Origin of the sequence: Anaplasma marginale str. Florida (assembly GCF_000020305.1) — a bacterium.
Taxonomy (GTDB): Bacteria; Pseudomonadota; Alphaproteobacteria; order Rickettsiales; family Anaplasmataceae; genus Anaplasma; species Anaplasma marginale.
Genome location: NC_012026.1, coordinates 113,388 through 138,746, shown reverse-complemented (window position 1 = coordinate 138,746; position 25,359 = coordinate 113,388). Strand labels below are relative to the sequence as shown.

General features: G+C 50.5%; 23 protein-coding genes. 12 read left to right on the top strand and 11 right to left on the bottom strand.

Going from position 1 to position 25,359, the window contains the following annotated elements:
- Positions 1-23: 23 nt before the first annotated feature.
- The 5 genes from rplI to AMF_RS05655 all read right to left on the bottom strand — a co-directional run bounded on the left by rplI (position 24) and on the right by AMF_RS05655 (position 4,639).
- The gene (rplI, locus tag AMF_RS05675; protein WP_012658830.1) at positions 24-686 is read right to left on the bottom strand and encodes a 50S ribosomal protein L9; all 663 of its coding nucleotides are present in this window, start codon (positions 684-686) and stop codon (positions 24-26) included.
- Between the two features lie 19 nt (positions 687-705).
- Entirely contained in the window at positions 706-996 is a 291-nt protein-coding gene (gene rpsR / locus AMF_RS05670) for a 30S ribosomal protein S18 (protein WP_029209673.1), read from the bottom strand.
- Positions 997-1,008: 12 nt separating this feature from the next.
- Positions 1,009-1,338: a 30S ribosomal protein S6 gene (rpsF, locus tag AMF_RS05665; protein ID WP_010262817.1), complete on the bottom strand. Its 330-nt coding sequence runs from the start codon at positions 1,336-1,338 to the stop codon at positions 1,009-1,011.
- Positions 1,339-1,402: 64 nt separating this feature from the next.
- Positions 1,403-1,990 carry a CvpA family protein gene (locus AMF_RS05660; protein ID WP_010262814.1) on the bottom strand — a complete coding sequence of 196 codons (588 nt, stop codon included), beginning with the start codon at positions 1,988-1,990 and terminating at the stop codon, positions 1,403-1,405.
- A 6-nt stretch (positions 1,991-1,996) separates the two neighbouring features.
- Entirely contained in the window at positions 1,997-4,639 is a 2,643-nt protein-coding gene (locus tag AMF_RS05655) for a TRAP transporter fused permease subunit (protein ID WP_012658829.1), read from the bottom strand.
- 258 nt (positions 4,640-4,897) lie between these two features.
- Here AMF_RS05655 and radA point away from each other — a divergent pair, with 258 nt between their 5' ends.
- From radA to ligA, 5 genes are all read left to right on the top strand, one after another.
- A complete protein-coding gene (radA, locus tag AMF_RS05650; RefSeq protein ID WP_010262808.1) occupies positions 4,898-6,256 on the top strand; it encodes a DNA repair protein RadA in 1,359 nt (452 codons plus the stop codon).
- Between the two features lie 8 nt (positions 6,257-6,264).
- Positions 6,265-6,753 carry a DsbE family thiol:disulfide interchange protein gene (locus tag AMF_RS05645; RefSeq protein ID WP_010267090.1) on the top strand — a complete coding sequence of 163 codons (489 nt, stop codon included), beginning with the start codon at positions 6,265-6,267 and terminating at the stop codon, positions 6,751-6,753.
- Between the two features lie 143 nt (positions 6,754-6,896).
- Positions 6,897-7,133 carry a BolA/IbaG family iron-sulfur metabolism protein gene (locus AMF_RS05640; RefSeq protein ID WP_010269435.1) on the top strand — a complete coding sequence of 79 codons (237 nt, stop codon included), beginning with the start codon at positions 6,897-6,899 and terminating at the stop codon, positions 7,131-7,133.
- The gene (grxD, locus tag AMF_RS05635) at positions 7,123-7,455 is read left to right on the top strand and encodes a Grx4 family monothiol glutaredoxin (RefSeq protein WP_010269432.1); all 333 of its coding nucleotides are present in this window, start codon (positions 7,123-7,125) and stop codon (positions 7,453-7,455) included. The genes AMF_RS05640 and grxD overlap by 11 nt, the downstream gene beginning before the upstream one ends.
- A gap of 8 nt (positions 7,456-7,463) precedes the next feature.
- Positions 7,464-9,485, top strand: coding sequence for an NAD-dependent DNA ligase LigA (ligA, locus tag AMF_RS05630; protein WP_010269427.1), 2,022 nt, complete (start codon positions 7,464-7,466; stop codon positions 9,483-9,485).
- Positions 9,486-9,615: 130 nt separating this feature from the next.
- On the opposite strand, the gene AMF_RS05625 is transcribed toward ligA, so the two are convergent.
- The 3 genes from AMF_RS05625 to AMF_RS05615 are packed head-to-tail and all read right to left on the bottom strand — an operon-like array spanning position 9,616 to position 13,149.
- Positions 9,616-10,764, bottom strand: coding sequence for a ribonuclease D (locus AMF_RS05625; protein ID WP_240366685.1), 1,149 nt, complete (start codon positions 10,762-10,764; stop codon positions 9,616-9,618).
- Positions 10,745-12,832: a sensor histidine kinase gene (locus tag AMF_RS05620; RefSeq protein WP_011114139.1), complete on the bottom strand. Its 2,088-nt coding sequence runs from the start codon at positions 12,830-12,832 to the stop codon at positions 10,745-10,747. The genes AMF_RS05625 and AMF_RS05620 overlap by 20 nt, the downstream gene beginning before the upstream one ends.
- Positions 12,833-12,873: 41 nt before the next feature.
- Positions 12,874-13,149: a cold-shock protein gene (locus AMF_RS05615; RefSeq protein WP_010262787.1), complete on the bottom strand. Its 276-nt coding sequence runs from the start codon at positions 13,147-13,149 to the stop codon at positions 12,874-12,876.
- A gap of 395 nt (positions 13,150-13,544) precedes the next feature.
- Here AMF_RS05615 and AMF_RS05610 point away from each other — a divergent pair, with 395 nt between their 5' ends.
- The 4 genes from AMF_RS05610 (at position 13,545) to ccmA (ending at position 16,984) form a co-directional block, all read left to right on the top strand.
- Positions 13,545-14,381: an SDR family oxidoreductase gene (locus AMF_RS05610; RefSeq protein WP_010267078.1), complete on the top strand. Its 837-nt coding sequence runs from the start codon at positions 13,545-13,547 to the stop codon at positions 14,379-14,381.
- 98 nt (positions 14,382-14,479) lie between these two features.
- Positions 14,480-15,037 carry a dCTP deaminase gene (gene dcd, locus AMF_RS05605; RefSeq protein ID WP_010262785.1) on the top strand — a complete coding sequence of 186 codons (558 nt, stop codon included), beginning with the start codon at positions 14,480-14,482 and terminating at the stop codon, positions 15,035-15,037.
- 1 nt (position 15,038) lies between these two features.
- The gene (gene murA, locus AMF_RS05600) at positions 15,039-16,325 is read left to right on the top strand and encodes a UDP-N-acetylglucosamine 1-carboxyvinyltransferase (protein WP_010267075.1); all 1,287 of its coding nucleotides are present in this window, start codon (positions 15,039-15,041) and stop codon (positions 16,323-16,325) included.
- Between the two features lie 32 nt (positions 16,326-16,357).
- Positions 16,358-16,984 carry a heme ABC exporter ATP-binding protein CcmA gene (ccmA, locus tag AMF_RS05595; protein ID WP_011114135.1) on the top strand — a complete coding sequence of 209 codons (627 nt, stop codon included), beginning with the start codon at positions 16,358-16,360 and terminating at the stop codon, positions 16,982-16,984.
- 141 nt (positions 16,985-17,125) lie between these two features.
- Here the strand turns inward: ccmA and panB are convergent, their stop codons facing one another.
- Positions 17,126-17,959, bottom strand: a complete 834-nt coding sequence (gene panB, locus AMF_RS05590; RefSeq protein ID WP_012658825.1) for a 3-methyl-2-oxobutanoate hydroxymethyltransferase — start codon at positions 17,957-17,959, stop codon at positions 17,126-17,128.
- A 34-nt stretch (positions 17,960-17,993) separates the two neighbouring features.
- On the bottom strand, positions 17,994-18,971 hold the full coding sequence (locus tag AMF_RS05585; protein WP_241759980.1) for a COX15/CtaA family protein: 978 nt from the start codon (positions 18,969-18,971) through the stop codon (positions 17,994-17,996).
- A 406-nt stretch (positions 18,972-19,377) separates the two neighbouring features.
- Between AMF_RS05585 and AMF_RS05580 the strand changes: the two genes are divergently transcribed.
- On the top strand, positions 19,378-20,133 hold the full coding sequence (locus AMF_RS05580; RefSeq protein ID WP_012658824.1) for a DsbA family protein: 756 nt from the start codon (positions 19,378-19,380) through the stop codon (positions 20,131-20,133).
- A gap of 9 nt (positions 20,134-20,142) precedes the next feature.
- Here the strand turns inward: AMF_RS05580 and hisS are convergent, their stop codons facing one another.
- Positions 20,143-21,435, bottom strand: a complete 1,293-nt coding sequence (hisS, locus tag AMF_RS05575; RefSeq protein WP_010262775.1) for a histidine--tRNA ligase — start codon at positions 21,433-21,435, stop codon at positions 20,143-20,145.
- Between the two features lie 117 nt (positions 21,436-21,552).
- Between hisS and purC the strand changes: the two genes are divergently transcribed.
- Both purC and AMF_RS05565 read left to right on the top strand, forming a co-directional pair.
- On the top strand, positions 21,553-22,281 hold the full coding sequence (purC, locus tag AMF_RS05570) for a phosphoribosylaminoimidazolesuccinocarboxamide synthase (RefSeq protein WP_010262772.1): 729 nt from the start codon (positions 21,553-21,555) through the stop codon (positions 22,279-22,281).
- Positions 22,282-22,424: 143 nt separating this feature from the next.
- Positions 22,425-25,352 carry a hypothetical protein gene (locus AMF_RS05565; RefSeq protein WP_010267068.1) on the top strand — a complete coding sequence of 976 codons (2,928 nt, stop codon included), beginning with the start codon at positions 22,425-22,427 and terminating at the stop codon, positions 25,350-25,352.
- The last annotated feature ends 7 nt before the right edge of the window (positions 25,353-25,359 follow it).

The window sequence follows — 25,359 nt, the reverse complement described above, 5'->3', positions numbered from 1 at the left end:
CCCCTACAAATATCGTCAGTATCTCAAGTAGAGGGCATTTCTTCCTCATCAGAAGCGTCGCCAGCACCCTCATCACGGCCCTCACCGTCGGCGACACCATCCGCATCATCTGCATGGTCATCCACCGGGCTTGAATCCTGCTGCTCAGCAGCCGCAACATCTTCTGCCTGCTCAACCTCAGCAGCTGCAGCCGCTTGGTCTTCGCTCTTAGCAATTCCTAGTCTGACCCTCTCAGCTTCAGATTCGTTCCTGACCACATGCAACCGCAACGTAGCAACCAAATCGGCATGCAACTCTACGTTTATCTCATACTCTCCAGTGCGCTTTATCACCTCACTAAAAGATACACACCTCGGCTGAATATCGTACCCGAGATCACAAAGCAACTTGGACACGTCTCTAACGGTCACAGACCCGAACAGCTTACCGTCATCAGAGGATTGTCTGACAATGATGAGGCGCTCAGCTCCCAGGGACTTGGCCACCCCCTCGGCTTCCGCAAGTTTCTTGCTGTTCTCCTCCTCTATGAGGGCAAGCTTTTGTTCTAAAAGCGCAACATTATCCTTGGTGGCACGCACCGCCTTGCCATCTGCCAAAAGATACCGCGCATAGCCCGGTCTGACCTTGGCGATTTCACCAGCTTTGCCAAGACCCCTAACGCTGGATTTCAGAATTACCGATAACATTTAATATACAAACCACAAATTAGCAATACGGCAACAGAGCGAGAAATCTAGCCCGCTTGACAGCACGTGCCAGAAGCTTTTGCTTCCTAGAAGAAACCGAAGTAATCCTACTCGGCAATATCCGACCGTACTCCGAAACGAACTTAGAGAGCAGCGCCCTATTTTTATAATCTATGTCTTCATCGGGACACTGCGCTAGGGGACAGGACCTCGACTTTCTGAAGTACGGCCTCTTGAGATACACCAACGGAGAATGCGCACCGCCGCCCGAATCTCCCTTACCGCCGTCTTTTTTACCTCCTTGAAGCACAGATACCTCCACCTAGTCTTGATCAGAACCCATCATGGCAGACTTGCCCTCGCAGACCTTGTCCACCTTCAAACATAAAAACCTCAGCACATCCTCATTCAGCCTAACCCTACGCCGGAACTCATCCATCGCGGCGGGTTCGGCACGAATATACATCATGCAATAGTGCCCCTTGTTGTTTTTCGCTATGCTGTAAGCAAAATCCAGAAGCCCCCAATACTCATACTTAACGAGCTCAGCGCCTATCTTAACCAGCAGCGCAGACAGCCCCTTAGAAAGACCTTCCAATTCATATTGAGTGAGACCCTGTTGCGCAATAAAAGCAAACTCATAAATAGGCACAAAAAAACCCGCTAAAAACTCTACCGGCGTATTATATACGACCGCGGGATACAATCAAGAAATATCACGGTTTTTCTCCGTCATACTCGGAATCATCCCCCTGCTCTTTGTCAAGCAACTCACGCGCAACCACGCCTATTCTGTCGTATGCGAGTTCTGGAATTATGCTCCCCATGTATTCACTCGCAGCAGAAAAGAAATTATATGAATACGTGTTAGAAAACCAGGCAGGCAACACGACCTCGGCATCATCCTCCGCAGACCGTGGGGCAAATGTGTATAGAAAGGTTTCCATAACAAAAAACACACAGTAGGCGACCGCCAGGCCTTTCGCAATACCTACAATTGACCCCGCTGCTTTATCTAAAGCATTATGCCTAAGAGGTGAAAGGAGCCGCACTATCACACCGTTAACCAGGACTACGCAAGTCATAACCCCAACGAACACAGTGACCCCTGATAGGATTCTAGCCAAAACTTCCGAGTGCACACGCGTGCCGTAAGCCTCAGCGAAATAGTCGCTGTAGCTGGCAGTTACCGCCACAGCCGCCACCATTCCGGCAATGGCAAACACCTCCTTAATGAACCCTCTTAAAAACCCCAGGGCCGTTAGGGACAGTACAACAAGCGCCATAGCGGCGTCCAAAACCATGGCCCCTCACCTATATTGCAACTTCTTGCTGCGCGCTTGTACAAGTGCAACCATTGCTACTATCAGAATGGATAGGGCTATAACGTAATATCCGCCACGACTTCCACGTAAAACAGATAATCCAGTTATGAAGTCCCCCTGCCATATGTCGGCGGAGACATATCCCTCGCTGCTGATGTTGGATACTAGAAGTTTGCCATCCACGGGCTTTGCCGCCACAGAAACGCCTATTTTCCTGTCCATCATCTCAGACACGTCACCCATGAATTCCTCGTGCACCGGTACAATAACGTATCCTCCGCCTTTCGGCCCCACGTTACCACCTGTAATTGCCCGCTCGTAGTTTACCAAAACCTTGTCTCCCTGCCTAACAGTGACAACCTTGCTGTTAATCTCGGAAAGAGACAACGCCTCACGGTTGTCGACGAGCAGCCCGGCAAGGTAATTGGGCGCCATTAGCATTAATCCCGCACAAACTAGTATGACAGACTCATACACCCGGTTACGCCTGAAAAAATATCCCTGCATCCCAGCACAAAGGACGAGCACGCTTACCAAAGCTAGCACAATTCGTGCAGCAGCCACCCAGGCATTGTCAACCCCGTGTAGAATTATGTTGCTATCGAACATGAACATGAAGGGAATGACCATGGTTTTTATATTGTACAAGAACGACTGCACTCCCGTCTTGAAGGAGTTCGCAGACGCTATGGCGGCGGCAGCGTAGGAGGCTATGCCCACCGGAGGCGTTACATCAGCCATCAGGCCAAAATAAAACACGAACAGGTGCAGCGCAACAGGAGGCGCTGCTATACCGTTTTTGTGCGCCACCATACTCAGCACAGGAGCAACCAGCGTCGAGACTATTATGTAGCACCCAGTAGTGGGCATGCCCATGCCCAACACTATGCATATGAACGCAGTCACCAAGAGCGCAACAAACAGGTTACCGCCTGCAAGCGCATCAACAAATGAGCCTATGGTAAGACCAAACCCAGTCAACCCAACAGTGCCTACGACCAGACCCGCGGTGGCGGTTGCAACAGCAACAGGAAGCATGTTCTTCGAGCTGACAATCATTGCCGCACCCACGTTTTTGACGCCAGCATACACCGCTGGGAGTATACCGGAAAAATTGCGCGCTTTCAGTGAGGCCACTACACCTTCTGCAAGTAGCATAAAGACCAAGAACATGTTGGTCCAAAAGCATGCAAGAGACGTAGACACCCTCTCCACCACCAAAGACCAAACGAGTATGAATACGGGCATGAAGTAGTGCAGCCCCTGCTTGGCTACATTCCAGGCACTGGAGCCATTTTCTTCAGCAAAATTCAAAGCCTCTTCGGTCGTGTCATTCTTGCTTGTATCTTTCCCGCAAAGCAGCGCAATGTATACGAGCGCCAGAATCAAAGCGACAAAATACATGCCGTTCTCGCGGAAAATTGTCTTCAATCCCGGAATGTGCAACCCCCACACGTCAATTCCGTTAATCACGACAAATGACATCCCAAACAACAGCGCGATAGAGGTCGCACATATGGCAAACTTCAGCAATGAAGTAGAGACGGATAGCAGCCTGCTCCCCGACGGATGGCCGGTTTTTTCCTCAGTGGGCTGCCCACAATGGTTCAGCCTGCAAGCTTCAAGGTGCACAATTACAAGTAGCCCTATATAAACCATAGCCGCCGGTATCAGAGCATGTCTCACCACATCCGCATACGGCAACGCTAAAAACTCTGCCATCAAAAACGCTGCAGCTCCCATCACCGGTGGGGTTACCTGCCCGTTTATGCCCGCAGAAACTTCGACAGCTGCGGCTTTTTCCGGAGACATCCCCATTTTTTTCATTAGGGGAATAGTGAAGGAGCCAATGGTTATTGTATTCGCCACAGACGAGCCGGACATCATACCCATGAACCCAGAAGCGACAACGGCAGCCTTTGCAGGCCCCCCAACTGAACCGCGCAACAGCGCAAACGAGAGCCTCATGAAGAATGCACCGGCACCCGCTCTATCCATGAGCGCCCCGAAAAGTACGTATAAGAACACAAAGTTACATGACACACCCAGAGCCACGCCGAACACCCCCTCGGACGAGAGCCACTCGTGTGACGATATCGAGGCAATTCCTTGGCCGCTGTGCGCTATCACATCCGGCATGAAAGGCCCGAATATCGAATATATTAGAAATGACACGGCAACCACAATTATGGGGAAGCCTACGGCTCGCCTTGCGGCTTCCAGCAGAAGTAAGATGCCAAGCACGGATGCAACCATATCCGCAACAGTGGGCATTGCCATCCTAACTGATAGGTCATCATAGAACACAAGAATGTATGCGGCTGCGCTCGCGCCCACTAGTGAGAGGACCCAGTCAATAGGTAGGGCACCGTCTTTACCCTTCCCGCGCACTGCAGGCATCACCAAATACAGCAACAACAGCGCGAAAGACAGATGCACAGCCCTAGCCTTAAGCCCCGTAAGTACGAATGCGCTAATCCCATACTGTGATGCAAGCCAAAACGGAACCGGGGACGCAATAAACATCTGGAAGAAGGCCCATAGCAACGCCACGTAACTGACCACGCATTCCCTGCAAGTCCAGACAGACCCTGACCTTGCCCCCTCTTCGACACCATGAAGCTTCATATTACCAGTAACTCTCCAATAACCGTAGAATGCCGACCAACGTGTGCTTCAAATATCACCATAGAGCGACGCAGTCAACCAAAATGCGCCCAAATAGCACCCTACAGCAGCACTAGCACGTGCGTTATAAACTAAAAGTAGCAACTCAATGCACACGTCATACGGTCAGCATGGTGATTTGATGTCATAAAACACTTTCTCACCCTTGGAAAGCGTCTACTTTTTGGTGTAACATCCCAACATGCGGTGCTATCGAGTATGTGGGTGTCAACAAAGGTAATTTATGCCTGCCAAACGTGCGGGAACAGTTCGCATAGGTGGACAGGTAGGTGTGTAGCTTGCGGCGCGTGGGACAGCATTGTGGAGGAAGTGGCACCTAAAAACAAGCACACGGCGCGCACACAGCAGAAAGAGCCTCCCCTGGTGATGCCAATATGCGGCAGCAGCGTTGAGCCCGTGCACAGGCTCTGCGTGGGAAATGACGAGCTGGACAGGGTGCTGGGAGGAGGCATAGTAGCTGGCAGTAGTATATTAATCGGTGGCGAACCCGGAATTGGAAAATCCACACTCATGCTGCAGGTTTTTGCGTCTTTAGCTGGGCAATCTCATAGCTGCTTATACGTCTCCGGCGAAGAATCCGTGGCCCAAATAAGGGCAAGGGCAACCCGTCTCAATGTTAGTGAACCCCAAATAAAACTCGTTGCCACGTCATCTCTCAGCTCGGTATTGAACGCCGCATGTGCCGACAATTTTGCGTTCCTGGTGATAGATTCAATACAAACCATGCACGACGAAGAGATCCCTTCGTCCCCGGGCACCGTGTTGCAGGTTAGGATGTGCGCGCATAAGCTCATAATGCTGGCAAAGCAGCGCAATATTGGGCTATTTTTGCTGGGCCAAATAACCAAAGATGGTGCCATAGCGGGGCCAAAAACCCTAGAGCATTTGGTAGACACAGTTTTGTACTTTGAAGGCAGTAACGGGAACCAGTTGCGCATATTGCGCACAATCAAAAACAGATTCGGGCCGGCAAACGAAATGGGAGTTTTTGAAATGTCTGGATCGGGTCTGCTCCCTGTGCAAGATCCATCCATGCTTTTTTTGGGCCAGTCTCCCAGAAAGGGCATCACAGGCAATGTAGTGTTCGCAGGCATGGAAGGTTCCAGGCCCATATTGGTCGAGGTACAATCGCTGATCGCCAACACTTACTCCCCCAGCCCAAGGCGGGCAGTGGTAGGATGGGATATCAATCGTCTGGCCATGGTAGTCGCAGTGCTCAACGCACGGTGTGATATGCCCCTTGCAGACAAGGAAGTGTATCTCAGCATAGCTGGAGGTCTGAAGATATGCGAGCCCGCATCTGATTTGGCCATAGCGGCGTCTCTTATGTCGAGTATTACAAGATCTCCAACGCCTGCTTCAACGGTTATATTTGGGGAGGTTGCATTATCTGGTGAAATCAGAAGCGTCGCAAACGTCGGCCCAAGGCTTAGGGAGGCGTGCAAGCTTGGTTTTAAGCAGGCGATCGCGCCTTCGGGGAGCAAGAAAGGCAACTCACTCCCAATTGAGGTTAGGGAAGTTGCGCACATTAGGGAACTTAAAGGGCTTTTTGCATAGGTTATGTTATGCGTGTGGTTGCCATTACGACTCTTGCGCTATTCTGCTTGCTGTCGCTCACGTTGTCTGGGGTTTATTACAATCGCAATTTCAAAAAGCCGTCATACCACATAACATTACCGGCTATAGTCGGCACAGAAAAGGAGTTTCGTACTGAAAATATAGAGGGCGCATACGTCATTCACGTGTTTGCATCGTGGTGTGCAACCTGCCTTGAGGAGCACAAAATATGGATGTCCATAGCCAATGAAAAACCCATACGTGTGTATGGCGTGGCATATCTTGACGTACAACACAAAACTCTGGAGTGGCTAGCAAAACACGGAAACCCCTACGCGATGGTGGCTGCGGACTATTCCGGCAGGGTCATGAAAAAACTTGGAGTAATCGGAGTGCCAGAAACATTAGTGTTTAGCCGCACAGGGGAGATGGTAATGCATGTTTCCGGGGCCATGACCGAAGATCTCTGGAAGCGTATATTTACGCTGGTAAGCTAGCCCCGTCCGACCACGTGTAATGCAGGCGTAGCGGATTCAGAACGCGTGTGGCCGGGTGAGCGGAGCAAAGTCAGAGTTTAAAGTCGGTGTTTACCAAATACATAAAAGATGCTATAACCTGGGCCTGCTGCAAACTTTGAGCGATGGGCGTAGAACTTTTTAGGATAGAACAGCTGCTGAGCAGTGCATTCCCTGGCGGTGAGGTGCATGTACGGCCTCTGGCCCATGATGGCGAGCATTATGCCATCAGGGTCGTCTCCAACGCCTTTGCGGGAAAGTCAAAACTTGAGCAGCACAGAATGGTTTACAGTGCACTTTCTGGTATAGACGTGCACGCGTTGCAGATACAAACAGAGGTAGGTAAACAAGATGAGCAGTGACCCTGTCGCAGATAGAATTAGGAATGAAATAGAAACCAGCGACGTTGTGCTGTATATGAAGGGCACCGCCGATGCTCCGCAGTGCGGCTTTTCGGGAGTGGTTGTCGAGGCGCTTCGTAATGTGGGAGTGAAATTCAGGGATGTAGACGTCCTCAAGGACCCAGAGCTGCGCGAGGGCATCAAAAAATTCGCAGACTGGCCAACTATACCACAACTATACGTGAAGGGAGAGTTCATAGGTGGGTGCGACATAGTGCGGGAAATGTACCACAGCGGGGAGCTGCATGCACTGCTGAAAAGTAAGGGCATTATAGCGGGGTAGCTGCTGCTATGTTGGAGCAGGCTAGGCGCAGGTTGGCTGGTCTGAATGCGAAGCTCCGCCACCACGATATGTTATACCACGGGCTTGATGCGCCAGAGGTGACGGACCACCAATATGACCTTCTGGTACAAGAGAAAAAAAGGCTCTTGGACGAGTTCCCGGACATTCGTCAGTATGATGACTACGCAGACGTCGTGGGCACGCCTAAAATTGACTCCAGGTTCCCCAAGGTGCAGCATTTGGAGCCCATGCTCTCTCTGGAAAACGCTTTTACCGTACAGGATGTGGAAAAATTTATCACCAGGGTGAGGCGGTTCCTTGAGCTGCAGCCAGATGACATTTTAGAGCTTTCCTGCGAGTTAAAAATGGATGGCATGTCATTCTCTGCGCTATACCATGGTGGAAAGCTTACCAGAGTGGCAACGCGCGGCAATGGGCACTTCGGCGAGGATATCACCACCAACGCGATGGTCCTGCGCGGGCTGCCACATCAGCTAGATTCGGCCCCAGAAGTGCTTGAAGTGCGCGGTGAAATATACATGCACCATGAAGACTTTGAAAAGCTACGAGGGTCCTGCAATTTTGCAAATCCACGTAACGCAGCCGCGGGGTCAATACGCCAGCTCAACCAGAAGATTGTTGAGGAGCGCAACCTTAGTTACGTGGCTTATTCCGCGGTAAACAGCACATTTGCAACCCAGCAGGAAATACTAAAGCAGCTGGATGAATGGGGGTTTCATACAAACAAGCAAGTGCTTTTCACGGACAAAATAGAAGAGGCGATTGCATTTTATAACTCGGTCTACACAACCAGAAGTGCGCTTGGTTATGACATAGACGGAGTCGTATACAAGGTAAACAGCATCAATTTCCAGAAGCTTCTCGGTGCAACCGGGAAATCACCCCGTTGGGCAATTGCGCACAAATTCCCCTCTACTGAGGCTCGCACAAAACTTCTTGATATCACCGTACAAGTAGGCAGAACCGGCGTTGTAACTCCAATAGCAGAGCTGGAGCCAATCAACATAGGAGGCGTTATGGTTTCCAGGGCAAGTCTGCACAACCTCAATGAAATCGAACGCAAAGATGTGCGCATAGGAGACTTGGTCATAGTAAAGCGGGCGGGAGAAGTTATACCACAGGTGGTTGACGTAGATAAAACCCTCCGCAGTAGCGGGACGCAGAAATTTGTCTTTCCCTCGCACTGCCCGTCATGCGGTAGCAAGCTGCACCGCGAGCCCGGTGAAGTCGCTCTGCGGTGTGTGGCAGAGTTGTCATGCAAAGCACAGGCTCTAGAGCGCGTTAAGCACTTCGTATCCAGAGATGGCTTAAACATTATGGGCCTGGGGGCAAAGCAGATAGAGTTCTTCTGCAACCATGGGCTGATTGGCAGCATAGCCGATATTTTTTCCCTGGAGGAAAAGCTACATGGCATTAACCTGGATACAGAACATGGGTGGGGGGAAAAGTCAGTCGCAAATCTCATCGCCGCAATACGCAACAGCGCAACAGTCAGGCTCAGCAACTTCATATTTGCCCTGGGAATACGGTTTATAGGCGTGGGCGCGGCAAAACTTATTGCTGAACATTACAGATCTTATAAAAACTGGCACCAAGCGATGTTGGCGCTCACCGAAACACATGATACTGTACAAATTCGCGGTTTGGGGGAAAAAAGCATAAGTTCTTTGAAGGCGTTTTTCTCTGTGCAGGGAAATCTGGAAGTATTAGAGTCGCTGAGCGCAAAGCTCAACATTTTGGACGAGGCATCTCCGGCGCAACGCGGCAGCTCCGCCATTTCCGGCAAAACCGTGGTGTTTACCGGCACTTTGGAGAGCATGTCAAGAACGGAAGCGAAGCTGCAGGCGGAAAGCCTAGGGGCTAAAGTGGCGAATTCCGTATCCGCAAACACCTGGTTACTGGTTGCAGGTAGCAATCCAGGAAGTAAGCACGAAAAAGCACTAAGCCTGAACGTCAGGGTAATAGACGAGCAGACTTGGGTGAAGATGGTAGAGGATGCACGCTCCTGATAACTTGTTGAGTGGGAGCACCGCAGCAGGATTTGCATCCCTAGGCAGCCGCATAACACCACCAACAATAGCCGCGGAACCGCGTCTAGGATTCACTGCTACGGGATTTATTCACCTATAAATCAGGCAATTACGCTTTTGTATTGACAGTCAACCGCATCTGCCCGCCAGAATTATCGACAGAAAAAATGAGTCTGGTCTCTCCCGCAATAAATTTTTCAACTTTGCGTCCGAAAAACTCGTACCGCCAGCCGTGCATTATGTTGCTATGTATTTTGTTGATTAGTTTCACAAGCTCAACTTTTGAAGCAACCAACTTTTGCGAGATTCCATGCTCCCTGCACATGCTGTTGAGTAAAATAAGCAACGCACTCAGCATGGGCTTGTCGCGGTCTACCAGTTTGTATACTCCCAGCTTCCGTCCGGCACTGCTCTCTAATATGTCGCACAGGCTAAATGGCAAGTTGCCCAAGTAAGACCCGCTAACGTACCTATATAATACTTCCTCGTCTCTGCTTCGAAGAAAGTCTTTTGTTGCGAGGAGTACGCTCTTGGAATGCATCACGATATTGCGATTAACATTAAACAGCCTGGCCACTTTTTCCCTCCACTCAATTATGGACCTGGCAATTATGGCTTCCGACTCCCCAAGTTCGGGGAAGAAATCCATGCCCTCCAGCAGGGAGTCATAGTTATCCACAAATGCCTCAGCAATGTTTTCCATCTCTTCAAGAAACCATGTAAGCCGTTCCTTGGCGGTCAAAATGCCAAGCAGCACCTCATAAAGCTCGTGCAGGTAAGTCACATCATCCAGAGCGTAACGCACTTTGCCTTCGGACAGTGGCCTGTGTGACCAATCAACCCTTTTGAACAGCAGCTTATTGAGTTTCACGCCCAGAAATTGCTCTACAAGCTTGGAGTATCCTACAGAATTATCATGATATTCGCATAGCATTGAAGCCGTTTGAGTGTCAAAAATTGGCCTAGGAAGGCGCGTGAACCGCTGTGATAGGGCGTCTAAATCCTGGCGGCAATCGTGAAAGACCTTATAGATACCTTCATCGTCAAAAATTTCCTGCAGCGGGGAGAGGTCCAGCCGTTCATCCAACACATCAACCACACATTGCCCACCTTGATATGCCATCTGCAACAAACAAAGCCTTGGGTAGTAGTCATTAAAACTTCTAACGAATTCCGTATCTATGGCCAAACTCTCCGGCCTATCACGCAATATTTGTGCGCAGAACTGCGCCAACTCATTAGTCGAGCAAACCAACACCGCCGCGCTCATTCAACACAAAAGTTATAAGAACCGCGCCCCCCTCTTCCAAATTTCGGAAGCCTATGGATGCGCCGTGTTCATCCAAAATTTTCTTCACAATGGCAAGTCCCAGCCCTGTGCCCTGGTCCCGGGTAGTCACATAAGGCTCAGTTAGCCGGCCGATCAAATCCGGCGGGAACCCCACACCGTTGTCTTTAACCTCAACTGCCACGCTGTCAATGTTTTTGGTAACGGCCACCGTAATGTGGCCACCATCAATGTTTTCCCTGGCATCTATCGATTCGCAAGCATTTTTGAATACGTTGATGAACACTTGCGAAATTTGTTCTCGGTCTAAAAGGACGGGAACCGCCTCGTCCGGAAATCGCAGATCAAAATCCACTACTTTCTGACCAAACTGCCCTGCAAAGCTTGCCTCACGCAATAGCGAACAAATGTCACACATTTCAAACACAGCGCTGGGCATTCTAGCAAATTTCGCAAATTCATCTACTATCTCGCTGATGCTCGAAACGTGTTTAGTGATTGTGTCAGTGTACTTCAGAAATGTCTCTCGTCCCGATACTATTTGTTCTGCATATTTACTACGTAACCTTTCAGCCGCCAAATAAATGGGTGTAACCGGGTTTTTGATTTCATGGGCTATTCTCCTCGCCACATCTGACCATGCAGCTTGCCTTTGCGCCTCTACGAGCCCAGAAATATCGTCAAAGGTCATGATCAGCCCTTGTATGCCCAGTCTTCTCATGTGTACAGAGAGTGTAAGAGCTTTATTTTCCCTCACAATCGTCACGTTGGCCTTATCTGCAACCTTGTTCAAAAGGTCGCAGGCTTCGGGAAAAATGTGACACATTTTCCCGTGTGCTCCATCAAACGACAGCAGCTCCCGAGCTCTGTTATTCATCAGGGTTACATACTCACCTGAGGGAGAGAGCGCCATAATGCCGGATGATACCCCTGACAGAACGGTCTCGATAAATTCTTTCCTGCTGCTTATTTCCTTGTATGCTTTTTCGAGCTGTAGCCGCTGCGCGCCAAGTTGCTCAACCATGCCGTTAAATGCCTCGATCACAGTGGACATCTCTTCGTCTACAACGCCTGCCTTGCCGTGAATTTTGCAATCAAAATTGCCATCCTGAACCCGTTTAGTGGCCGACAGCAGGTGGGATAAAGGACCGACAACGCTTTTGGAGAGACCAACACCCAGCCACACTGACACAAATAGCAGCATGAGAAATATGAAGAGGAATGCCAGTGAAAATTGAACTTGCAGCACAGACAGCTGGAGCCTCGCATTTTTCCGATAGCTGGACGTATCGTAGGCGCAACCGCTGCCTCCGGGCAGGGCACGTGCCATAACAACGTGCGTTATTGACGGAGCATGTACTGGCACTACTGCATACACTAATGCATTCTCAACAGGTGCTTCTTGGGCTTTCCCGCCGTAAGACCTACCCACGGGAGAAGTGATATCGGGCAAGAGACTAGACATGCTGGAAGCGAGCACCCCTTCTCGGCCTATAACAAGCACCTCTGCAAAACCGAACAGAGCGGCACCCTCACGCACCTTACTGTCGGAGCCATAAGGCAAGTCACCTAGATATTCAACGAAACGCGACGCATCAGCAGCCAGCATCGCGGCGAGGTACTCACGTTCTCTGCCGAGCGCGGCGGCGCAGCAGGAGGAAACCGCAGGCTCCACAATGCCGTGAAACCACGCACGGGCACCATAATCGAAAAACAAGGACGAAAAACCAGACACAAGAGCAGCCGGCACCACACCCACAACTACAAACACGAGCACCATACGAGCTTGGAGTCTGAAGCCCAGCTCCCCCTTTCTGTACCGTATCCAGGCACGAACCATACCGTAGGACAGCACGGCAAGCAAGAGCAGGAACAGCAGGAACCCGGCCAATAGAGATCCAGGAACCTTACCCGGAACTACATACCAAGCAAAAAACGGATCCGCAAACAGGACCAAGAGTACCGCACCAAGCGCCAACAGGGAAAGGAGAACGCCGGACGACCCTAAGCTGCGAAGGATCACCCAAAAACGCTGCAACTCCCCCCCACTTAAACCTCATGAGCAACTAGAAATCCATCCTACTCAGACAGCACCTCCAAGTTCACAGCAGAGACCTTGCCATTACTCTCGTCTAGCTGGTATCTCACCCTCTGACCCTCTCTGAGGTTGTCAATTCTGCTCCTCTGCAACGACGTAATGTGGACAAACACATCCTTGTCGCCCCGCCCAAAGCTGGCACCACCGGACTTGCCATCATCAGACCCATCCTTGCAAATGAACCCATATCCTTTCTCCACGCTAAACCACTTAACATGACCGGTGTAGAACGCCTTCTCATCCACTAACTGAGACATCAAAAAACCTTAAACAATCAGACAAACAGCCACAGCCAACCCGGAGACCACATCCCCGCTGAAACCCTAGGCGCCCTGAGGTTAGCCTCTAATGTACGGTATTGCAAGCGAAATATTATTTGCCCACACCATTCTGGCTATCAGTGCTTCAAATCATGAAAATGTAAGCTGCTCGAAATGTACTTGTGCGTAGCCACATGGAAGGCATACGTGTGTATGCTGGCCGCATTTAGCCCACCGGTTGCACAACACCCATCCCCAGAGGCGTACCAGCTGCAACAGACCGCGAATAGTTAGCGCCCAGCCAGTCCGCTAAAATAACTAGACTCGTAGTGCGGCAACACTTGTGGCCCACAACAAATGTGCTACACTGCTGGGTTTAGTCCTTGATTTATATGAGCCACTTATTTTGTTTTGGGTATGGGTACACAGCAAGTTTTCTAGCAAAACAGCTGCTGGAGCTGCGGTGGAAAATCAGTGGCACTTATCACACGGCAGACCGCAAAGAAGGGTTTGTCTCCCTTTTTAGATACGGAGATCCGGAGCTGGAGCACATACTGCGTGATGCATCACACGTGCTAGTTTCAATCCCCCCTTCTGGTGATGATGTGCTTGCTAGGTACGCAACCGCGCTGCGTTCCGCAAAATGGGTTGGATACCTATCCGCAACTAGCGTGTATGGCGACCATGAAGGCGAATGGGTGGACGAAACATCGCTCACTCGCCCTGCAGAACATTCAGGCATTGCGAGATTACGACATGAAAACATGTGGCTCAGCTCGGACTTACCTGTACACATATTTCGCCTCTCTGCGATATATGGCCCCGGTAGAAGTGTAATAGAAGGGCTACTGGGGGGAACAATATCACCCAACCATGCCCAACGTTTTTCCTCGCGCATGCACGTGGAAGATATAGCCGGCACGATACTCGCCTCAATGTTAAACCCAAAACCGGCAAGCATTTATAATTGCGCGGATGATCTGCCTTGCAGGTATGCCGAAGTTATAGCATACGGGGCCTCACTTCTCGGGTCAGAAGCCAAAATGGGGCCGGAATTGAGTAGTGTGTGTAGTAACGCCGCACATGCGCACTTTCCTGCACCAGAACGTAGAGTTAGCAATGATAAAATCAAGCGTGAGTTGGGCATCTCACTGCAGTATCCCACCTACAAAACCGGCTTGCAAGCCATTCTACGCGCACACAGCGATAGCTCCTCGTTGAGCCACTGAAGCCATAACCCATATCGCTCAGCGAGTTTTAACTTGCGTCTACCAAGGATTGATTGTAGAGTGCGGTACCGGACTGTTCTGGGCACTGGGGGTGTGCTATGTCGGCGATGCCCGACCATTGGATAAAGGAAAAGGCGCTGAAAGAGGGGATGATTTCCCCGTTTGTGGACCATAAGGAGGAAGCGGGAGTGCTCTCGTATGGGCTTTCCTCGTATGGGTATGATGCTAGAGTTGACAGCAAGTTTAAGATCTTTGCCAACACACATTCTTCCATTGTGGACCCCAAGAATTTCCCTCAAGACAGTTTCATAGATAAGGAAACGGATGTTTGCATAATGCCGCCGAACAGCTTTATGCTTGCGAAGACCGTGGAGTATTTCCGGATCCCCAAGGACGTTATTGTGATATGCGTGGGCAAGTCTACTTACGCTAGGTGCGGGATTGTCGTCAGCGTAACTCCATTAGAACCTGGATGGGAAGGCTACGTGACTCTAGAGTTTTCCAACACCGCCCCTCTACCTGTTAAGGTATACGCGTTTGAGGGTGCGTGTCAGTTCATCTTTCTTGCTGGGAATGAGCGGTGCAGCATATCGTATGACCAGGTCAATGGGAAATACATGAGGCAAGGTGGGGTAACGCTGCCTATAGTGAGCTAACGTGGTAGAAGCTTCATTGCGCGTTAGCGGCAGTACAAACCCCATCAGCGGCAGGATTGTAGCAAACGGGGCGAAAAATTCTGCCCTACCCATCATGGCCGCCTGCCTCCTGCTCAATGGGAGCGTTGTCTTGGCTGGCATGCCTGATCTGCGTGATGTTACCGTTATGAGCGAGCTTATAACCTCCTTGGGAGGGAGAATAAGCTTCTTGCGCAATACAAAAGAGAAGGCAAACCATAAAGTAGAAATCAACTGCGACAACCTGCACAATTGGGCAATCCCGCATGAAATTACATCGCAAATGCGCGCTTCCTGCCTCACTTTGGGCCCTATACTCACAAGAATGGGCAGGGCAGAAGTCGCTCTGCCTGGGGGCTGCAGCATAGGTAGCCGTCCGCTCGACATGCATATATGGGCATTGCAAAAGCTGGGCGCCAAGGTAGAAGTGTGTGGGAACTACGTAAAATGCTCCTCGAGCGGTAAACTCGTTGGATGCCATATTGACTTCCAATCCGTAAGTGTGGGCGCCACTGAAAACGCGCTTATGGCAGCAGTTATGGCGCATGGCACAACAACTATAAGTAACGCAGCCATTGAGCCCGAAGTTGCCGACTTGGCGCATTTTCTAGTCAAAGCCGGGGCCCAAATTTCCGGAATAGGCACTAGGACTTTGCAGATCTGCGGGGTACAACAACTGTCCGGCCCCAGCCATACGATAATACGAGACAGAATGGAGGCAGGAACCTACGCACTGGCTGCAATATCAACTGGGGGTAGCGTGCACATTGCTGGAGTAACGTCCGAAATGCTTGGGTGCTTAGCACATGAGCTTGAGGGTATGGGAGGGAAAGTTACCGACGTGCCGGACGGTCTTGTGGTATTGCGGCATAGCCCACAAATTAATCCGGTGGTTTTGCACACAGCGCCCTACCCGGGCTTTCCCAGCGATATGCAGGCTCAGTTTGCAGCAACGGCATGCCTCGCTAGGGGGACATCGCAGATCCATGAGCACGTTTTCGATCGCAGGTTTTCCTATGCGCGGGAGCTCGCCAAAATGGGCGCTGATATACACGTGCAGGGCAACACGGCCAGTATTAGGGGAGTTGATAAGCTGCATGGAGCATCTGTTCAGGCACCCGATTTGCGAGCATCGGCAGCGCTCCTGATAGCCGGACTATCGGCCCAGGGCGTTACAACCATAAGCAACGTACAAACTCTGTACCGCGGATATGAAGCAATGGAAGAGAAGCTGCGTGCTTGCGGGGCGGAGGTTGAACTTGTACGCTAGTTCACAGATATTAGATGCTGCGGGGACGCCAGATGTTAGAATGCTCAGATGTGTCATGCATACGAGGCGACAGGCTGCTGTTCGAGAATCTCAGCTTTGTGGCAAAAGGTGGCTCTATCACGCTGGTGGTTGGCAACAACGGTAGCGGAAAAACAACGCTCCTCAGAACCATAGTGGGGTTGATACCAGCAGCGTCCGGCAGTGTCCGGCTTGATGGTGAGGACATCACGATTTCCAGTAAGTGCATTTTGCAGATTACCTACGTGGGCCACAAGTCCGCTTGCACAGGCAATATGACCGTTCAGGAAATTCTGGAATTTTGGGCACAGTGTAGGGGCACCGGCGAGTTGATTGATGCAGCAGCGTGCTTTTTCGGATTGTATCCAATACTCGACGTAAGGTTCAAAAATTTGTCTTCAGGATGGCAAAAAAGGGTTGCTCTATCGAGATTGTTGGTATCAAACACACGCGTCTGGGTGGTGGATGAGCCATTTTCAAATTTGGATCCAGATGCAGTAGCCTTGGTGCAGAATTTAATATTAACCCGCGCGGAGCGGGGAGGTATTGTTATACTAGCAGACCATAAGAAGAATGACCTCTTTACCGACGCACAGATAGTACAAATACCCCCCACAGACTGCGGCACACACAGTACATGAGCAACATTAGCATTATTGAAGTTACGCACTGTGGCCCAGGAACTGCCTTAACCTCGCAGCACCATCAGTGAGCAGCACCCCTATAAAGCCGCCGTATACACGTGTGGATAACGAACAGCCCTCAGCTACTTGCACAAATGGTCATTGGGCGTGATGAGGGTGTGCACGAAACACACGTAAGTGCGGCCCGTCGCTGTAGCAATGTTCATCCCCGGGAAATTCACTACACTTCACTGCGCGCACATAGCCGACCACGGCGTCTTTTATCGTGTGCTCGAGGTCAGCAAACCGTTTTACGAACTTTGGATAGCGTGATGATTGGCCTAACATATCATCAACAACCAAAATCTGCCCGTCACATGCGTTAGAAGCCCCGATGCCAATGGTAGGTACCGGCAACTCCTGAGTTAGCTCTGCAGCCAGGGACGGGCTTATGCACTCCAGCACAACGCAAAACGCACCGGCTTCGCACACCGCTTTGGCGTCTTCCTTAATGTGCTGACGTGAGCTGTCAGTCTTGCCTTGGCACTTGTACCCACCCAGCTGATTGAAATGTTGGGGCATCAGGCCTACGTGACCCATAACCGGAATTCCGCGTGCTACCAAAAATGCGATCTCTTCCGCAACACATACCCCGCCTTCTAGCTTCACGGCATCGCACCCGGTTTCACTCAAAATACGAGATGCATTCTTGTACGCAAGTTCCGGAGTGTAATAGCTGGCAAATGGCATGTCTACCACAACCAAAGCCTTACTACGCGCCTTTACAACCGCCTTGCCGTGCGCAATCATTATATCTAGCGTGACAGACAATGTGGACTCCATGCCATACACGGTCTGTCCGACGGAATCTCCCACGAGGATAAGATCGCAGTGCTCATCCAAAATACGCGCCATCGGGAAAGTATAAGCGGTCAGGCAGGCGATTTTTTCCAGCCCCTTTTTCGCCTGTATGTCTAGTATATTCAAAAGCACCCCTGGTTAGCGCACATAAACGGAGCGCGCCGGGTTACGATATACCAGCGTGGCCAGAAATGCAAGTACTTCCTTCGCGTCTTAGCCTACACAACATATGTACACCTGCTGCAAGCGTAACAAAGCCGAATACCTGATGCATCGCGGCCAGAAATATATGCACAACGCTAACCAAGGTTGCCACGCCGAGCAAAAACTGCAATGCAACACACGCAAGAAATAGCCAAGCACCGCGGGTCTTCAGCCAAAACGGTAGTGGTGCCGCACATACGACGATAAGCACAGCAACTAGTCTGTGCAAAAACTGCACTGCAGTAACATCGTGCAGAAATCCGCCGTGCCATAATTTGGCTGAGAAAAGCGACTGCGGAATTATCGCGCCGTCCATCAGCGGAAAAGTATTGTAGGTCAACCCTGCATCCAACCCGGCCACTAGCGCGCCTAAAACCATTTGTAGCACCGTTAATCCAACAACGGCCGCCGCTGTAAAGAATCTGGCATTGGTTGTTGTCGTGGTGCTGCGCACCCCTGCACAGCGCAGGAAACTATGCCACAGTATTGAAAACAGCAAAATAGTGAGAAACAAATGCCCCGCTAGCCTGTAGTGACTGACACGCGGGGTATCAACAAGCCCACTTTTCACCATAAACCACCCCATGGCTCCCTGCATGCCCCCCAGCAGCGCAACCATAAGCAGTTTCGCGACCATGGCTCGGTTTATTCGCTTGGTTATGGCAAAATACGGTATGGGCAGACAAAACACCGCCCCCAAGGCCCTGCCAAACAACCTGTGTATGTATTCGATGATGTAAATCCGCTTGAAGTCATCCAGCGAAATATCTGCCGCCCTATGCCTGTACTCCGGCGTTTGAGCGTATTTCTCCTTTTCACGCAGCCAGGCCTCATCACCAATTGGGGGAACAACTCCCACAATGGGCTGCCACTCGGTTATCGAGAGCCCAGAGTGAGTCAGGCGGGTTATGCCGCCAATCACCACCATAAGGAGGGTCATGGAGCAGCACACCCCTAACCACACGGTAACACCAAAATGTGCCTTCATGTTTTTATGACTTCACAACAACCGGATAATTACACGCATGCGCACAAAGCACAATTAATTTTGGCCGAAATTTCCCACAACCCCACACATTTTGGCCAGCACCCGAGGACACACAGCTAGGTTTGAGTGATAGGCGCGGCGACACAAAACCCAAGTGCGCGAGTTCACACAGCAGTGCTAAGGCGCCAATCGCGCGTCACAAGGCTGTATCCGCTCCGAGGGGAGCATGTTTTTGATGAGATACCTATTCCTAATCTTTAAAGTTAGCCGCGTGGCCACTTGTGAGAGGTAGTCTTGACTATGCCGTAGGTCTGTGCTAGTAGCACCCTTGTTGTAGGGTTTAGGCTGGGGTGCCGTCGTGGCTAGGATTTTTTGTTTGTTGAGTCTTGTAGTATTGGTAGCAAGCTTCCCGTTGATCAGCAAGTTCGTCTCTGGAGTTAAGAGGCAAGATCGGGAAGAGATTGAGGCTATGATAGAAGAATACATATACAAAAACCCGAACAAAGTTATAGCTGCGCTCAGTAAGGGACAGGCAGCCATGAATGAAGCCGAAATGCGGAAGAAGGTGGCGGAAAATAGAGCGGCACTGGATGATGTTTCTTACCCCTCGTTCGGAAATAGAGAAAGCAGGGTGCTACTGGTGGAGTTTTTTGATTTCTCTTGCGGGTATTGCAAGTCTATGCTTTCACACATAAAGCAGCTGCTTGAAGACGGGAAAGCCCGCATAGTATTTAGAGATCTGCCAGCACTTGGAGAAGCTTCCACGCTTGCGGCGCGTGCAGCGCTTGCGGTGCATTTTATCAACCCGGAAAAATACGTAGATTTTTACTATGCGGCCCTTGGCCACAACAAAAGGTTCACAGATGATGGAGTCGTAGAGATTGCTGAATCTATAGGCGTTAAAGGGGAAGATCTCAAGAAGTCTCTGGAACAGAATGGCAGTAAAATCAATGCCATGATTGACGCTACTAGGGGCTTAGCCGAACGCTTGAACATTGGCGGCACTCCCTCTGTGGTAATTGGAGACACGGTGTTGGTCGGGGTCAGTGATTTGCAGACACTGCGTGATTTAATACAGGGCGCCACGCGCAGTAGTAAGGGCGGCAAGGGATAATGCGGTTATCTACTCTCCGGCGCTGCTGAGGGCCGCCCGGTTGTTGCCTTGGGCGTTGCTCTCCATACCCGATACGTAGTCCCCAAGGTTGCTTATGCTCACCGTCTGCTGTAGCCCCGTGTCCATATGCCTGCAGAGCACTTCGCCTTTGGCAATTTCTTCGTCTCCCAATATCAACGCTAGATCAACACCAGACCTGTCAGCGTGCTTGAGACCAATTTTGAGTTTCTCTACCACACCATCACATAGAACTCTTATGCCCCTACCCCGAAGCTCATACGCAGAGCGCATTGCGCACCTCGCAGCTTCTTCCCCGAGAGGCAAAAAGGCAACCGAGAACCGTGTGCTATGGCTATAGGCCGCCAAAGATGCCAACCTTTCTACGCCTCCGGCAAAACCGACTGCTGGAACGTCACCACCACCCATTGAGGCAACGAGCTTGTCGTATCTACCGCCGGCAATTACTGCATCTTGCGAGCCCAGACTAGTAGTTTTAAATTCGAATACCGTTCCACAGTAATAGTCAAGCCCTCTAACAAGTCTGGGATTCACAGTGTATGGAATGCCAAGGTTGTCCAATTGCTGCATAACGCCATTAAACGTCATTTTAGATTCGTCATCGTAAAAGTCTGCAATAACCGGGGCACCACAAAGTATGGCGATGTCGCCACGATCTTTAGAATCGAGAATACGTAGGGGATTCGTCTGCAATCTTCTGCGGCTATCTTCAGATAGCGCATGTTCATGCTTCTCAAAATACTTCAGTAGGCTGTTCCTGTATTCTAAAACGCTGTCCTGGTTGCCTAAGGAGTTTATTTCCAGCTGCACCTCACTGCGAAGATTGAGTGCACCCAAAATATCATACGCCAGCGCCATGAGCTCCGCATCTGCAGTACATCCCGCACCAAAGTGTTCGTAGTTGATCTGATGAAACTGCCTTTGTCGACATTTTTGCGGCCTTTCGTAGCGGAATACCGGACCAAAAGTAAAGAGCCTTGCCGGTAGGGTAAGCCGCTCACATATTAACATTCTGGCAACTGCAGCGGTAAGCTCAGGCCTTAGAACAAGTACGTCGCCACCCCGATCGGGAAAGGAATACATCTCCTTCCCAATGATATCTGAAGAATCCCCCAAAGTTTTGAGAAATACATCTTGAAACTCAAAAATGGGCGTTTCTACCGGCACGAACCCGTACCTTTCCCCAATATCGTGGGCAACATCGCGTATATGCCAAAACTTATAGCATTCCTCCGGCAAAAGATCCCTAGTGCCCCTTACAGGCTGCAATTTACCCACATTCATACAAAGCCCCAGATTGACATAACTAGGCCGCCGCTACGGCCCCAGGTACATAGCTACTTGTACATTCTTTTGCAAAATTATCAACTGAATGTAGAATGATGCGATTGGAGAGGTACAATGCATACCGAGCGCGAGGCCTTATACGAGGGCAAGGCCAAGATTATATTCCCAGGCCCCGATTCAAGTTCTGTGGTGCAGCATTTTAAGGATGATATTACAGCTTTCAATTCACAAAAGAAGGACATAATACCCGGCAAGGGTGCGGTGAATAATCGCGTAAGCTATCTTATAATGCGACATTTAGAAAGCCATGGAATAAAAACCCACATACTTGGTTTTCTAGATGACAGGGAACAGCTAGTCAGAAGGGTTGATATGATCCCGATAGAGGTCGTAGTACGCAACCTGGCATGCGGCAGCTTTTGCAAAAGGTTTGGCGTGGCGCCAGGAACGCCGATTCTCCCACCCGTAGTGGAGTTTTACTACAAAAACGACGCTTTGTCTGACCCTATGATGACTGAAGACCATTTGGTCAGTCTCGGATATGCAACCAGCGGCGAAGTTGGTCACATCAAGGCGGAGTCACTGCGCGTGAACACAATCCTTCGTAAAGTCATGCGTGAGGTCGGCATCGTGCTCGTGGATTTTAAGCTGGAGTTCGGTAGGCTGCAACAGGCAGATGGAGAAATTGTGCTCGCCGATGAGATTAGCCCTGATACATGCAGGCTTCACAACGCATCAGATGACGCGGTGTTGGATAAGGACCTATACCGACTAAATCTAGGCGACACGCTTAGTGGTTATGCAGAAGTTCTGCGAAGAATAGAGAGCCACATACCCGCATAGATGGCCATTTACCAAGTTATTGGCGCCCAAATACACCACACGTGCACTTCTCGTGTACGTTAATAAATAAGTTAATATTTATTGACTTTTTAATAGAACACCACTACCTGTATAGCCTAGCGTAACCTTCGTTTGGGACTGGAATGAATAGACAAGCCTTTTTGACAGAACTCCGCAATGCTCGGGATTCTCTTGACCTGAAAACAATAGAGCATGCCGCTAGAATGTCTAGCTATGTCGCGGAGACGCTCTCAAACAGCGAACTAACGGACCTGAGGAAACAATGCGCAGAGACGTTCACGGAAATCCGAATCAACCTGGTAACAACCAATAATACACCCGCGTTAAACAGCTATAATAAGTATGTCAAAGACGTGTTAGCAAGGGCATTGTCGGCGCTGTACGCTACCATCGCGCTGCACAGGAATAAGCAGTACTCAACCCCATACAAGAGCATCAGTCGCATACTTGCCAGTGGTGTCCCAAACGCAGAAAAATACATGCTACTCCTTATGGAGTTCACGGAGGCTTTACGACCCACTAGAGTTAAGTGCTTTCCTGAATCACACACAGGCACGTCTGTAGGGAGGGTGCGCACAACAATCATGCAAAATGTGACGCAATTATACGTTCACGGCGCAGAACATGATCAGTACGTAGGTCGGTTGCACGAGTGCTTGTTAAAAATTTTGGACAAAACTCCCTTCCTGTTAGCAACTTGTGAACGCATCACATTGGCAAGAGCGTTGTTAGCGCGCATTTCAGACATATTAAACGTGGATGAGCCATCTCGCCAAGGGTCTGCACACGAGGAAAGTTTGCAGCTGCAGTACCTGGACTTTGTAACCAAAACTGCTCTATCGTTGCGCCACAGGAGCAAGATTGCTGCGTCGTGTGGTGCGCAAGAACCGGAAATGAGCCCGTTATATGTGGCTAAGCTTTTTGAGATTATTTGCAGCACTACAATCAGCAGTCTGATGCGGCACCGTACAGAATATCCCGGACTGCGGGCAACATCAGAACAACTTGTGTGCTTGGGAAGAGACATTGCCGCTTCTGGGTTCCTGAATGCAGAGCAGTTGGCAGTCTTTAGCGAGGTACACCTTCCACTGGTCGAACATCTGCGCGGACTTTGTAAGCAAATGGATAAATACACCAGGTACGCCTCACAAGGGTGGTATAGGGAAGCCGCACAAAAATGGCACAAGGAGATTGTCCCACTGTTGCGCGGGGTTTCCGTCCTTGCACACGCAGCACAAGTGCCTGAAGAAAATGACACGCAAGGTGGCGACAAAATCTTCCAAAAAGTTCGCTTGAAACCGATTTGCCAGCTTAACATCCTGCCTACAAACTCGCATGATATTGCTCGGTATAAATACCATAGACGCTGCATAGACAGGTTTTACAGTGGGCTCTTACATCTAATGTGCAACGTGCACTTCCTCGACAGTGTAATGATCCAGCTAGATGAAAAAATATCGCGCATGTGCCGGGATTCAGGAACTAGATACGCAGCTCTGGACAGTGATACCCTTACCACATCCATACACCGCTACCTTGGCACTTTACAAGGTGCAACACATACAGCAGCCGGAGAAGTGACAAATTCCCACACACTTATCGAGACTGCTGCCGCACTCTTATCCCACGCACTAGTAATGATTGACGGCCATCACATGTCTAGAACCCCCGGCAGTTCGGCATATGAGCAGCATAATCATATGCAAAGTACGATTCGTAGCTCGGTTATCGAGAGCGAACACAAGTTCAGACATTTGGCAGAGTTGAAGCGGCACATGGCGTCCTGCGCTCTCATGGCCCCACCAAGACAGCAATCTGCATATGTAGGGGCCTCGTGTATTAGCATGCAATCACATTTACCAGGCACATCTTCGAGCACATATATTACTCAGGCGTCGCACTTACCTTCCGCTACTGAACGCAAACACACCTCCAGCATGCTACCATCGGTGCAGGGAATAGCCGTACCACAAGTACAGCAAAACGTAGCTACACAACATGCAAATGCGGCACAATACGGCGCAGGCCCCGAATCCCGTGCAGGCGGAAGCGTGACCGGAAACGCGCATGGATTCCAAAACATGCAGGCACACGCTACAACATATGTGGCCGGCTACGTACCCTCGCAACATGCAGTCCAAACTGCAAGTGGTACGCGCGGGCAGAGCGGGGCAATATCATACCATGGGAACACGGGCTTTTCTGGCAGCGAAACTTTTGTAGGCAACCCTACCCAGTTACAAGCAGCACACACGAACTACAGCGCCGCGTATACGGGCTCAACACACCCTGGCCAGCAGCGTAATATCGACCTGGTAGCACATCCAGTCACACAGCCGGCAGTAAACCCTTGTTGGTGGGCAGGCAGCAACACCGGCCACGCAGTGCACACCCAAACTACGAGCAGGCCAATAATTGCACCAGAATTAGCGGCACACACCAGAGCTGAGGTCACACAAGGCTTAAGTGCGGTTGAGGTTGCTACATACGGCCCGGTGCCAGTGGGTATTACTACACAATCTGCAACCCCACATCCGCAGTTTGGTGATGCACCAGATAGTGCATTGCTTGAAGTACACTATGTAAACCAGGCAACGCACAATGATACCAGTTTTGGTGTCGAAACCAGTTCGCCTGGCGCCACAACACAGCGAATGTACGCACGGAACGGTCGTCTAGGTGAGCGGCATAGTTGGGCTCCATATCAAATAACTTGCAGGCGTGGTTCAGAAGCCTCGTATCCAAACCCAGGTCCAAGTACAACTTTAACCTTCGCAGCGCCACCGCGGAGCATAACCGCCCAAACAGCACATGGATACGCATTTGTGCGCCCGGATGGGTATGAAGACAATAGCGCAGCACTGAGAGTAAATGACTGCACTCGGGGCACACTTACCTCCGCGTCGTGCCAGGACCAGCCTATGGCAGCGTATGCCGAGTATACATCGTCTGACTCCACACAATCGGACACGGATTCATCCCACAGCCCAATTCTCGTAATTGACGAGGTAACCCCGGCCATCACTCAGGGACACACCAAAATTGCATAGGGAAGAT